This window comes from Methanosarcina baikalica, from assembly GCF_031461075.1.
In the GTDB taxonomy this organism is placed as follows: Archaea; Halobacteriota; Methanosarcinia; order Methanosarcinales; family Methanosarcinaceae; genus Methanosarcina; species Methanosarcina baikalica.
In genome coordinates this window covers 25,199-37,249 of the sequence record NZ_JAVKPK010000034.1, presented here as the reverse complement: position 1 = coordinate 37,249, position 12,051 = coordinate 25,199, and the positions used below count along the sequence as shown (strand labels likewise).

Below are 12,051 nucleotides of genomic sequence, written 5' to 3'. Positions count from 1 at the left end.
AATTAAAGAATATTCTTGATATTCTTTTTCTCATTCATTTTCTCATCGCTAAATCCAAAAAATCAGATTTTTTTTCAATAAAATGTTGTGGTGGATGTCCACCACTCACCTTACTGTGAGATTTTCGGGTTAGACTGCAAGATCGCATAAATATATATCATTGCCATCCGCACTATCAACATAGTTCTTGTCTATTCCCCATACAACAGTGTTATTGTATACTTCTGGTGTCGTATATGCTTCTTCAGGATAATTATATATTATTGTGCTTTGTCCTGTAGATATGTTATACACATATACTCCAGGTTTGCCTTCATAATCATCAACGCATTTATTATATACAATTTTATCATTTTGTATGGCAATGTGTGTCCCTGTACTGGCGCCGTATTCATTTCCATTTGGATCGGTGTCAAGTTGATGTGTGACGTCTATGGTTTTCTTTGTTGACGTATCATACATCGCAATATATCCCTGATGATTATATACGTCAGACCAGATGACTTTAGTACCCCATATATGCGGTATGTTTGGATCTCCATATGAATTGACAGTTATTTTTTCCTTCGTATTGATGTCATACATTCTGATAGTTATATCTACTTCTGGATCTTCTGAATAAGAGTAATACACCACTTTTGTGTCATATATGTCGGGATTACTACCGTTTCCGATTTTAGTCTGTGTGGATGTAGACATGTCCATCAGATACACACTATCATTTTCACTCCAGACGATTCTGTTGCCGTAAATAGCAGGTTTGCTATATTGGTCTACATTCTGCGTTATGTAACTTTTTGTGGCTGTTGGTATATCGTACACAGTAAGCCTTGGTGTTCCACTGCTTTCATCATGCCACACTAACTTGTTGTCGTAAATATCTGGACTAGACGCTCCAGAAGAGCTAACCGTAGTGTCTGTTCTGGTGGTCAGGTTGTATAGATGAATAACAACCCCATTTGTCCATACTACCTTGTTACCATAAACAGCAGGATCATATCCTGTGCCAATTTTCGTAACTTGAGCCGCTGAAGCTGCTGCGGCTGAGATTAAACTCAAAAAAACAAAAATCAGGAATGCTGAAGCTAAAGCTATTGAACATAGCTTCTCCTTATTTTTCATTTATTTTCCCCCATAGCTTTATTTTCAAAGTTAATGTACAGTTTATAGTTCGGATATTTTTTAGGTTATGTAATAATATTTGAATCATCTATTACTAAAGTCACATTAATCCAAACTTGGACTATTTGCCCAACCAATTATGTGATAAATCAGTAAAGAGACTAAATATATATTATATAATTTTACGAATAAAAAATTATCTAGCCTTTATTACATCAATTTTTGTTATGAACTAAAATTACAGATTTCAATTCGATACTGTAAGTACGTGCAGGATTCTTAGATGTTGAATATGTTCCGTCTCCAAAACTCCATTTCCATGAAGCTGGACTGTGTGTGCTCCTGTCTATAAACTTTACCTTCAAAGGATCATTGGGGGTTTTGGCACAAATCAGGCACAATAGGAGTAGAGGTTAAATGTATAGTTTATGCGGTCAAAGGTTTGATATGTTTGATGTTATTGATTTATCAATGCGATTGCATAAGTCCATATGGTTATTTAAGCAGTTGAAACCAGTTTAAGTATTGATATAATTCTTCTTAAAAGGCCAAATTCCTATTTCTTAGAGACTACATTAAAGAGGAAGATAATCAGATGAAAGAGAACCAAGCTAGCTATTCTGCAATGATAACTGCCTCCATTCGTGCCTACCATTCCATGAATGATGCTCCCAAAATTTTTGATGATTTTCTGGCCTATCGGTTGATTCCACAGGAAGTACGAGCACTAATTGAACAGGGCTTAACTAAATATAAACAGTTTGATGATCCTGAGCATACTGCATCATGCTCTGACCAACCAATTCCCTGGACAGCTTTAATGCAAGCAACAAATGTTCTCAGCCGCGCACGATATACGGAAGACGCCCTGGAGAGGGCTGTCAGACAGGGAGTTAAACAGTATGTGATCCTTGGGGCAGGGATGGATACCTTTGCTTTTCGGCGCCCAGAGTTATTGGAACAATTGGAAGTGTTTGAGGTGGACCATCCAGCTACACAAAATTTTAAGCTTCTTCGCCTTGCCGATTTGGGATGGGAACACCCGGCACAATTACACTTTATACCCATAGATTTTACAAAGGAAAATTTAGCAGATGCATTTAATCGCTCATCATCTTATGACCCGAATGTTAAAAGCTTCTTTAGCTGGCTTGGCGTCACCATGTACTTGACTCGGGAAGAAGTATTTGCGACACTGCGTTCCATCACCGATATTGCCCCTAAGGATAGTGCAGTTGTTTTCGATTACTTCGATACCGATGCATTTATCCCCGAAAAATCTTCTCCGAAAATGCAAAAGAAACAGGAGGTTTTTCAAAAGCTAGGTGAAAAGATGATAACGGGTTTCAATCCAGTAACTTTGGACGAAGAAATTGCAATTTTAGGATTACGTCTCTATGATAACTTGAGCCCGGAAGATATCGAAAAACGTTATTTCAAGGGACGTAAGGATGGGTATCATGCGCCTGAGCATGGGCACATTGCATATGCAATTGTCGAATAACATTTTTTTACAATTGATTTTTTCTTTTTTTCTTTTCTTCCATACCAAAGGTTTCACTCCAAAAATCGCCACAGTCGTATAGATGCCTGCAGTGAATAATCTCCTGAAGGCAGATTCAGAAAATTCATCTAATGATATACATGCTCTTATAATATAATATTATGATGTTTCTATTGATCCAAATGTTATTCCTCTTATTGATAACTTTATTGAAAAGTGTGTAATCCAAAAAATTATTTACTAAGTGCCGATTGCATATCTTTTTTGGCTCTTCGGTTTTTATACCAATATAGATCGGAAAACGATGTGTTCCTAGCTGGTGTATGTCCAATTTTGGCATGAAAGTGCTTTCAAGTACTTTCATTTATTTGTGCCTGTTATTCGAAGAATTTCATGCTCGTTTTCTGTAAAATCAGAAATCCAATAAGTTACTGTATAACAGATTCGGCAGATTGCCAAAATGGAACTGATAGCAACGTTTTAACCTCTCAGGTTACTATTTTAGTGAGGTTCTGTAAAACTCAAACAGTATACATATATAACAAGAGTTCCTTTAATTTTTGATGCTTCTTTTTGGACATATCGGCGTCACATTTGGAGTATTTTCTGTACTTGGGATTTTTATACCTCGACTAAGAAGTATTATAAATTCCAAGTATCTGGTTATTGGAGCCCTTTTGCCTGATTTACTAGATAAACCTCTCGGAAGAGTCATCTTTCCTTCTACTCTTGCAAACGGGCGCATTATAGGTCATACCCTGTTGTTCTCCCTTATTCTCTTCCTGATAGGTTTATACTTGTACAAAATAAGAGAAGATATAAGGATTATTTCTCTTACCATAGGCTCTTTCTTCCACCTTATAGAAGATCAAATGTGGGCAACCCCTAAAACTTTATTCTGGCCGTTCTTCGGATTGAGTTTTCCCCAAGATCACACAGATCTCACTGGAATAGAATATTTAATAAAAATGTTAAAAAAGTCTTTTACATTCAATTTCTCGTACTCTTCCATTCCTGAAATTTTGGGAATGGGAGTAATAGTTATTTTGACTTTACACTGGTTAATAAAAAGATTTAGACAAAACAAATTCTAACGATAAAAAAATGCTATGAAACTAAAAAGATGAAGGAATCTCTAATTTATCCCGGATAAAAAACATAGAGTGAGAAGAAGATTCAGAATGAGAAGAAGATTCGGAAATTTCTCAAAAAATCGATTTTCCGGTTCTTGTAGAGCCTCACAAGGCTAGCAACTGCCCTACATATTTGCTATTTTTCGGATTTTTCACTTAGTTTTTCTAGATTTTTTAAATTTCAAGTTCAAATATGGTCTCTTTCTACAGGTAGAGCCTAATAAATCAGAAGTTCATTGAAGCACCTGCAAAAAAGAAAGGTTTTTACGGAAAAAGTACTTTTCATAAACCTGCTTTTATACCTAATTTTTCTCTGTCTTTAATGTAGATCTATATTTTTCTATCCTTTGATAACTATTCCCTATATACTACACTTATACAGAGCAACCAGAATTTATTTCTTACTTTAGCGTTCTATTTCCAAGATAGCTTTATATATCACTTTTCTCTATATAGATCCTTTAAGATCCATTAGAATATCCCCAGGGGGATTACTTATTACCAAGGATAAAAGAAAAGTTCAGTTTACCGGAAATTCTACTTACATCGTGTCCCTCCCTATAAAATGGGTTCGGGATATAGGTATTGAGGCAGGAGACACACTTACTCTTACACCCATGCCTAACAAAACCCTACTTGTTTCTTCCAGTGCCGCCTCAAAGGAACATTCCGCCCTTAAAGCAACGATCGACTATATTCATTCGGATAGTGCGGAAAATAATCTCAGGATTCTTATTTCTCATTATCTTGTAGGTTACGACTCTATTAGGCTGACTACCAAAAAAGGTTTCAGTGCTTATGATCGCAAGTTTATCAAGGACTCCGTGCGTCAAAAATTGATAGGTCTTGAGCTTGTGGAAGAATCCAGGAATGAACTGGTTTTCCAGTGTCTCCTGAATTATAATGACCTGCCTCTTGGGCGGGTAATCAAAAACATGTACGGGCTTGTACTTTCCATGCTTGAGGACTCCATGGCCGCTCTCAGGGATCACAATGTGGAGATTGCCGAAGACGTCATCCAGAGAGACGATGATGTAGACCGCTTTTATCTTCTCGCCGTCCGCCAGCTCAAAGCCTCAATCGAGGATCTTGAACTCTCTGATAAGATCGGGATTCGGCATCCCAGGGAATGCCTTGGATACAGGCTTATTACAAAAAGTATCGAACGTGTAGGCGACCACGCTGTTAAGATAGCCACAAACGTTCTGAAAATGAGCTATGGAGTCAGCAATGATGATGCGATTTTCAAGATGGCTGAACTCTCCCGCAAGGTTTTCGAAAGCTCAATAGACTCAATGGCACAAGAAGACCTCCAGGCTATCAACAAAATAGTTGTAGAAGCCAAAAAAGTTTCCCAGTTCGGAGTTTCTCTAGAGTCACGGGATATCGAAGGTTCAGGTAGCATTGAACTTAGCATGATCCTGGAGAGCCTGCGAAGGGTAGCCGAATATAGCGCTGATATTGCGGAAGTTGCTCTCAATATGAATATAAAACAGGTCTAAACCTCAAAGGTTTGGACTCTTATTTTCTTTTTTATTTCTTTGTTTATTCGAGTTTCTTTGTTTATTCTAATTTCTTTGTTTATTCTAATTTCTTTGTTTATTCTAATTTCTTTGTTTTTTCTTAATTTTATATTTCTTTCTTATTTTTTTCTCTATTTTTCTATTTCTTTATTACTATGGGAGTGCAGAGGGTCACGAATATCCTGGCCTTTACAGGCTGTCCGACAACTACTATCAGTAATAAATAACAACCGTCTTTTGTTAAACTGGAACTTTATAGTTTCATGAAATTCTAATTCAATTTATTATTCTTTTTTTCAATAATATGAAATGTTTCATTTATTACACATCTAAAAAATTAAGTAGACATCTTGATTATTTTTAAGACTTGTATATTCCCTTACAATTTGAAGAGTGCATCTCAATTATAATCAGCTATATTTATATAGTGGTTAAGTGAAAAAACATATGTAGTAATACTTATTATATATTGAATTATTATAATATACATAAATATAAATTGCTTGGTGATACGATGGAAACAGAACTCATGAGGATAGGGGTTTCCCTTCCTGACAACCTTCTGGATAAATTTGATGAGATTATCGAAAAAAGAGGTTATTCGTCTCGTTCGGAAGGTATCAGGGATGCCATCAGAAGTTATATTTCCTATTACGAGTGGATGGGGGACATTAAAGGTCATCGTGTTGGAATCGTTGCAGTTACTTACGATCATACAAAACGAGGTCTTTCAAATGCCCTTGGAGATATCCAACATCACTACACTTCCTTGATAAAGTCTTCCGTGCATGTACACCTCGATCATGACAATTGTTTTGAAGTAATTGTCCTGGATGGAGACGGCGAGAAGATTAAAGAACTTGCCGAAGATATAATGGCCCTAAAAGGGGTAAAATTCTCAAAACTCACAACTATAGCGTCAAATGAAAATATATGACTCTTTTATAAGGATGTAAATCAGTACTTCGATGTATTGAAGGACGTCAAAGTATTCTCTTCATACACCAGAAATACAAGGAAAAGAAAGAGTTGAAAACTGTATTTACATTATTTTGGAACAATATCAACTAAATAGTAGACTACCCCAAATTTGGTCTTCCATTTGTATTCCGTTGTTATTATTTCACAGTAATCGTAATAACGTCTACTCTCAATCTTTTTCCGTACCTTTGGCATTTGTAAAACTATCGTGTGCAAATGCACCAAAACGCAATCAAAAGTCGCGTTGGATATTTTATCCTGAAAATACCATTTTTGTATCAGTGGACAACCTTATTTTTGCAATGGAATTTAAACAATGAAAGCCGAAAGTGCAGGCTTATTTTTTCTCGGCCTTGAACTTTGATATCTCCAGGAACCAGTAGCCTCCCCTCAAGGTCATTTTACTCTCCATTACCTTTATTTTGTTTTTGAATAGCGGGCCGTCGGTAACAAAGGTATGGAACTCCCCTTTTTCACCGCAGGCATCGATGGAGGGATTGTGCTTTTTTAGGTCGCATATGAAATTTTCATCGATCTTTCGACCCAGCCACTCATTCCCTAACAAATTGGCTTTGACGCTGAGTAGGATCACCTCAAAACCCGAATCTATGAGGCCTTTTATGATCTGTTCGGAATTCCTCTGCCAGAGCGGCATTATTAACTCGAGGCCCAGTTCCCCACATATCCTGTCTACAAGGTTCTTGTGCGTCTCGATATGCCCAAAAACCGCTCCGTCGATTTGCTCCCCGCTATCCCTTAAATCACTGATTACTTTTTTGAATTCCTGTTCATATGAAATAAAGTCCTTATGGATAAGGGGAATTCCAAGAGCTTCAGCCTGTGCATAAATCAGGTCCGGATTGATGTCATGGGAGCCGCGCCTCTGGATTTCTCTGAAGTTCAGGAGGTGGGATACCTCAAAACCTTCCGAGATTGCCCCGTAACATGCAAGACAACCGTCCTTTCCTCCGGTCCACGAAACAACTACCCTACCTTTGCCACTTTTGCCTTTAACGCTCTTGATTTTATCATCCTTGCTTTTATCGTTATTAGTTGAAATGGGATTGGTACTCATCTTCTATATACATGCACAACTTGAAAAAAAAGCTTTTGTTTTTTCACAGGCTCTCTGCCCGAATATTTCTCACAATCTTCTTGAGGTGGTTTCTTCCCGTACATCAGCAAATAAGCCCTGAAGAACCGGCTTGAAAGCACGATTACCCCATGGATAGAGACAAAGAGAATGAAAAAACTTGTCGTGATCAGGTAAAAGGGCACGTATGAGGCCCCTATCCTGACAAGCATTGCGACAGGGGAAGTAAGGGGAAAAAGGGGGAGGAAGATTGCAGGAGGGCTTTCGGATTTTGTGAGAAGGAGCTGCATGAAGGTGAGAGTGATGGCGACTGCAAAGGTGAAGATTCCTGCCACCTTCTGGCTTTCCTGGAGGAAAAAGGTTACGGCTCCGACCTCGACCATGAGGCTTGATTCAAAGAATATCATATAAGTTTTTTACACAAATGCCTTCCTGAACTGATATGTCCCGAGGAGTACCATAATACCGGCTCCTATGGTAAGGCCTATAAGCCCCTGAACAGGGACTCCTCCTTCAAAAAGAGTTCTTATGCTATCTATTGCATAACTTACGGGATTAAGCTTTGCCATCATCCTCAACCAGGAGGGCATGACATCATAGGGCATAAGCGCACTGCTGGTGAAGAATAAGGGCATACTGATCATGCTGTTTACAGCCGAATAACTGTCATGGTCACTTAGGTACAGCCCTATCATAGTTGAGAGTGCAGAGAAAAATACCGAAAACAGGAACAGTGTAAGATATATCAAAACTATACTTACGGGGTTCGATATCCTTACTCCAAAGAGCGTAGCTATCAGGAGGATCACAGTTGCCTGCAGCAGACCCCTTACACTGATAAATAGGATTTTTCCGTACAGCATGCTTTCTCGTGGGGAGGGCATGGCGAGGAACTTATTCAAAAAGCCCAGTATTTTATCAAAAATCATAAGAGTTCCTCCCTGCAAGGAGGAAAAAAGAATCGTCATGACAAGGATGCCAGGAGTAATAAACTCAAGATAATTATCAGTAAACTTCGTGGGCAAGGCCATCCCGACAAATACCAGCCAGGCCGCAGGCATTACGAGTGAGGAAACAACGGTTACCCTTCCTCTTAGCCATTTTACAAGGTCCCTTTCAAAATAGTAGAATACTGCTCTCATTATCTTCGCCTCAGAAGGTTTCTAAACTGGGTTGAATTAAACCCTGCCTGTTCTTCAGGGGTTTTAACGTTCTCAAGGAAAACGTCATTAAGGGAGGCATCTTCTCCAATCGAACTGATCAGGTTTTCAGGAGTACCAACAACTGCGATTCTGCCTTTATCAATAATAGCAACCCGGTTGCAGTATTTTTCTGCCTCTTCAAGGTAATGTGTAGTCATGAAGATGGTCATCCCTTCGGCCTTAAGCATCCTGATATGTTCCCATATCTTTTTTCTGCCGCTCACATCCAGCCCAAGGGTGGGTTCGTCCAGAAACAGAACCTCAGGCTCATGCACAAGGGCCTGAGCAAGTTCAAGGCGCCGTCTCATTCCTCCAGAATATGTTGCAACAAGATCACTGGCACGGTCTGAAAGTCCCATCATTTCAAGCACTTCTTCGACCTTTGAATTTCTGTCAGGGACCCCATAGAGTTTTGCATAAAGCTGTACATTTTCCCGGCCTGTGAGTTTTCGGTCAACTGCCATATCCTGGGGGACATAGCTTATCTTTGACCTTACTTTTTTTGAATCCCTTTCGACATCATACCCACAGACTCTTGCAGTGCCACTGCTGGGTTTTAACAGGGTTGTAAGCATCATAACTGTCGTACTTTTGCCTGCCCCATTGGGGCCAAGAAGGCCGAAGATCTCGTTTCCGACACTAAGATCGAGATTATCAACCGCGATCAAGTTTCCGAAGGATCTGGATAATTTTCTTATTTCTATCACAGGTATCCCTTTGCAATTGCATAAACAGGCCTTAAACCTGAAGTATAATAAATTCCGCTTGTGTATATATTGTAAAGAAGCTTTATGATAACAATACTTGTGGCTGTAAAAACAAAGACCACAACCACTACTTTATCAAAATCTGAAGCCTTCAGCTTTTTGAGATATGTCCTGTCAGGATTTGCTCTGAATGCTCTGCTCTGAATCGAAACTGCAAGAGTTCCGGTCCTTCTAACGCAGTTTGCAAGGGTTGGGGTCAATATATTAAGAGATGTCTTGACAATCCCTGAGCCAAACTTTTTCGGATTAAAACCCCTTAGCTTCTGGACTGTAACCACAGTCGATACTTCAGTAATTATTATTGGCAGGAATCGGACTGCTGTAACTACCATAAAGGCCACACTGTAAGGGACTCTGAGCCCCACCAGGCCATTTAACATATCCCTCGAGTCCGTGGTCCAGCACATCAACAGCCCAAGGGACAGGATTGAAGCTGACCTTAAGCCCTGAATTGCACCGTGGTGGAGCCCTTCTTCATATACGAACAGCCCACCGTTTGTCAGCCAGCCCAGAACCGGAAAATCAGGACTTATTATGGTAAATATCACGGTCCTTGGAAGCTGGGAATAAAAAAGAGCCTGAGAGTAGATAGTCCCCCAGATCAAAAGCACGAGTAATAAAGCTAGGGTTTTGAGCTTTATTGCCGGCATCCTTGCAAGTGCAAATCCGGAAAGTATGGTCAGAAACAGCAGAAGCATGGTTTCGGGATTGTCCAGAGTTACTGCGATAAAAGCAGTGGAGATAAGGATCAGGATCTTTGCCCGTGGGTCTATCCTGTGAATAATTGTGTCTCTAATAGTTGGTTCTGCGATTGATCTGGCACCTATCATATTATCACTTCAGGGTCTCTAAAGGTCAGCATCTTATCACTTCACATTTTATCATTTCAGAATTTATTACCTCAGAATTTATTACCTCAGAATTTATTACCTCAGAATTTATTACCTCAGAATTTATTACCTCAGAATTTATTACCTCAGAACTTCTACGGGTCAGCATTTCCACAAGTTCTGTGACCGAAAAGGCGTCCACTCCCAGAGAGTTAGCAATTTCAACAACCGGAGGCTGGGTAAGAGATGCTTTTCTGAGAATATCGATATTCTTTATAATCTCCCTCCCCTCCCCATCTGCTATGATTCTTCCTTCATTCATTACAAGGATTCTTGTGGCATAGGACATCGCAACCTCTATATCGTGGGTACAGAAGACCATTGTAGAGTGGTTATTTTTGAAATAATCCATCATTTGTTCTATATTCACCATGTCCTGCCCTGTTGTGGGTTCATCAAGGAGTATGAGTTCTGGATTTATGGAAAGCACCGAGGCAACGGCTGTCCTTAGTCTCTGCCCCCGGCTCAGGGCCTGAGGGAGGTCATGCTTGAGATTCAGAATTGACATGGCTTCAAGAGAGTCTCTTACTCTTTCCTCAATATTGTTGTACTTTAACTGAACAGGCCCAAACCTTGCTTCTTCCTCAACTGAATCACAGAAGAGCATAAGGTCAGGATTCTGGAAGACAAATCCGACTCTGCCTGCAAAGGAGTATGGGTTTTTGGATCCTGTGTCCTCCCCAAAAACCTTCACACTTCCTTTATTTGGTTTGAGAATGGCTGCAAGGTTTAAAAGCAGGGTTGATTTTCCCGAGCCGTTCGTGCCCATAATCGCAACTCTCTCACCTTTTCGAATTTCCAGATTTATCCCTTTCAGTACCATTTTATTTTTCTCATAGCCAGACCACATATCCTGAATATCAATTATAGGGGGGCTATTTACTGCAGGCACAGAAGGATTACTCCAGGCAGAATTGGTTCTGAAACTTTCCTTTGCGCCGTTATCTTCCTCCACATTCCGAAAGTTCTGAGGGATTCTAATATTTCCTTTAAATATTTCCCTGTCCAGTACAGCAAGAGCTCCGCTGACACTCAATGGACTGACTTTGATTCCCAGGTTGTGGCAGAGTTCAACGGGTTCGGGAATTCGAAGCCCCAGCCTGTAAAAGATCCCAAGATTATCAAAAGCTTTTGAGGCGGGCTGATCAAAGACTATTTTTCCGTCGTCCATTATGACAATCCTGTCTGCAAAGGGTGCAAGCTCGTGCAGTCTATGCTCAACCAGCAGAATAGTCATTTTCAGTTTCCTGTTAAGTTCTCTTACTGTATTCAGGACTTCACGCGTACCCATAGGGTCCATCTGGCTTACAGGTTCATCCATGGCAAGGACTTCAGGCATCATGGCGAGCATGCTTGCAATGCAGATTCTCTGTTTCTGTCCCCCTGAAAGTGAATTTGTGGAAGCCAGCCTGTGGTCGGACATCCCTACTATTTTCAGGGCTTCTTCTACCTTCTTCTCAATTTCTTTTTGCTCAAAGCAGAGGTTTTCAGGCCCAAAGGCTACTTCGTCCTCAACGGTTGTAGAAAATATCTGGTCATCGGGATTCTGAAACACAAGGCCTACTTCTTTCGAGATTTCCATCTGGTTTGAATCCGTGGTTTCCATCTCTTTGACCTTCACACTACCTGAAAATATTCCCCCCGACTCATGAGGAATTATCCCGTTTAAGGTCTTTAATAAAGTGCTTTTTCCACATCCTGTAGGCCCTGTGAGGAGAACAAATTCTCCTTTTTTCACTTTAAGGTTGACTCCCTTTAAAGTCGGCTCCGATCTTCCTGGATAAGTGTACCATAAGTCTTTGATTTCTATCATTCTCCATCACAACCTTTCCGGCG

General features: G+C 39.8%; 12 protein-coding genes. 4 read left to right on the top strand and 8 right to left on the bottom strand.

Annotation, left to right across the window (positions count from 1 at the left end):
• Positions 1-129 precede the first annotated feature (129 nt).
• Both RG963_RS09620 and RG963_RS09615 read right to left on the bottom strand, forming a co-directional pair.
• Positions 130-1,122, bottom strand: coding sequence for a hypothetical protein (locus RG963_RS09620; protein ID WP_310576049.1), 993 nt, complete (start codon positions 1,120-1,122; stop codon positions 130-132).
• Positions 1,123-1,337: 215 nt separating this feature from the next.
• Positions 1,338-1,487 carry a PKD domain-containing protein gene (locus RG963_RS09615; RefSeq protein WP_310576052.1) on the bottom strand — a complete coding sequence of 50 codons (150 nt, stop codon included), beginning with the start codon at positions 1,485-1,487 and terminating at the stop codon, positions 1,338-1,340.
• 230 nt (positions 1,488-1,717) lie between these two features.
• Here RG963_RS09615 and RG963_RS09610 point away from each other — a divergent pair, with 230 nt between their 5' ends.
• The 4 genes from RG963_RS09610 (at position 1,718) to nikR (ending at position 6,219) form a co-directional block, all read left to right on the top strand.
• Entirely contained in the window at positions 1,718-2,626 is a 909-nt protein-coding gene (locus RG963_RS09610; protein WP_310576048.1) for a class I SAM-dependent methyltransferase, read from the top strand.
• A 563-nt stretch (positions 2,627-3,189) separates the two neighbouring features.
• Positions 3,190-3,720, top strand: a complete 531-nt coding sequence (locus tag RG963_RS09605; RefSeq protein WP_310576047.1) for a metal-dependent hydrolase — start codon at positions 3,190-3,192, stop codon at positions 3,718-3,720.
• A gap of 536 nt (positions 3,721-4,256) precedes the next feature.
• Positions 4,257-5,261 carry a phosphate uptake regulator PhoU gene (locus tag RG963_RS09600; protein ID WP_310576051.1) on the top strand — a complete coding sequence of 335 codons (1,005 nt, stop codon included), beginning with the start codon at positions 4,257-4,259 and terminating at the stop codon, positions 5,259-5,261.
• A gap of 535 nt (positions 5,262-5,796) precedes the next feature.
• A complete protein-coding gene (gene nikR / locus RG963_RS09595; protein ID WP_310576046.1) occupies positions 5,797-6,219 on the top strand; it encodes a nickel-responsive transcriptional regulator NikR in 423 nt (140 codons plus the stop codon).
• A gap of 381 nt (positions 6,220-6,600) precedes the next feature.
• Here nikR and RG963_RS09590 read toward each other — a convergent pair whose 3' ends face one another.
• From RG963_RS09590 to RG963_RS09565, 6 genes are read right to left on the bottom strand one after another with little or no spacing between them, the layout of a single operon-like run.
• Positions 6,601-7,338: a Dph6-related ATP pyrophosphatase gene (locus RG963_RS09590; protein ID WP_310576045.1), complete on the bottom strand. Its 738-nt coding sequence runs from the start codon at positions 7,336-7,338 to the stop codon at positions 6,601-6,603.
• Positions 7,335-7,739, bottom strand: coding sequence for an ABC transporter permease family protein (locus tag RG963_RS09585; protein ID WP_310576044.1), 405 nt, complete (start codon positions 7,737-7,739; stop codon positions 7,335-7,337). Before RG963_RS09585 ends, RG963_RS09590 begins: the two co-directional genes overlap by 4 nt.
• Positions 7,740-7,772: 33 nt before the next feature.
• On the bottom strand, positions 7,773-8,498 hold the full coding sequence (locus RG963_RS09580; RefSeq protein WP_310576043.1) for an ABC transporter permease: 726 nt from the start codon (positions 8,496-8,498) through the stop codon (positions 7,773-7,775).
• The gene (locus RG963_RS09575) at positions 8,498-9,265 is read right to left on the bottom strand and encodes an ABC transporter ATP-binding protein (protein WP_310576042.1); all 768 of its coding nucleotides are present in this window, start codon (positions 9,263-9,265) and stop codon (positions 8,498-8,500) included. Before RG963_RS09575 ends, RG963_RS09580 begins: the two co-directional genes overlap by 1 nt.
• Positions 9,262-10,155 carry an energy-coupling factor transporter transmembrane component T family protein gene (locus tag RG963_RS09570; RefSeq protein WP_310576041.1) on the bottom strand — a complete coding sequence of 298 codons (894 nt, stop codon included), beginning with the start codon at positions 10,153-10,155 and terminating at the stop codon, positions 9,262-9,264. The genes RG963_RS09575 and RG963_RS09570 overlap by 4 nt, the downstream gene beginning before the upstream one ends.
• Positions 10,156-10,180: 25 nt before the next feature.
• Positions 10,181-12,028: an ABC transporter ATP-binding protein gene (locus tag RG963_RS09565; protein WP_310576040.1), complete on the bottom strand. Its 1,848-nt coding sequence runs from the start codon at positions 12,026-12,028 to the stop codon at positions 10,181-10,183.
• Positions 12,029-12,051: the final 23 nt, after the last annotated feature.

Excerpts from the sequence above, each read along its gene's own strand:
- RG963_RS09620 (WP_310576049.1), bottom strand. The coding sequence starts at position 1,122 with ATGAAAAATAAGGAGAAGCTATGTTCAATAGCTTTAGCTTCAGCATTC.
- RG963_RS09610 (WP_310576048.1), top strand. The coding sequence starts at position 1,718 with ATGAAAGAGAACCAAGCTAGCTATTCTGCAATGATAACTGCCTCCATT.
- RG963_RS09605 (WP_310576047.1), top strand. The coding sequence starts at position 3,190 with ATGCTTCTTTTTGGACATATCGGCGTCACATTTGGAGTATTTTCTGTA.
- nikR (WP_310576046.1), top strand. The coding sequence starts at position 5,797 with ATGGAAACAGAACTCATGAGGATAGGGGTTTCCCTTCCTGACAACCTT.
- RG963_RS09590 (WP_310576045.1), bottom strand. The coding sequence starts at position 7,338 with ATGAGTACCAATCCCATTTCAACTAATAACGATAAAAGCAAGGATGAT.
- RG963_RS09585 (WP_310576044.1), bottom strand. The coding sequence starts at position 7,739 with ATGGTCGAGGTCGGAGCCGTAACCTTTTTCCTCCAGGAAAGCCAGAAG.
- RG963_RS09580 (WP_310576043.1), bottom strand. The coding sequence starts at position 8,498 with ATGAGAGCAGTATTCTACTATTTTGAAAGGGACCTTGTAAAATGGCTA.
- RG963_RS09570 (WP_310576041.1), bottom strand. The coding sequence starts at position 10,155 with ATGATAGGTGCCAGATCAATCGCAGAACCAACTATTAGAGACACAATT.
- RG963_RS09565 (WP_310576040.1), bottom strand. The coding sequence starts at position 12,028 with ATGATAGAAATCAAAGACTTATGGTACACTTATCCAGGAAGATCGGAG.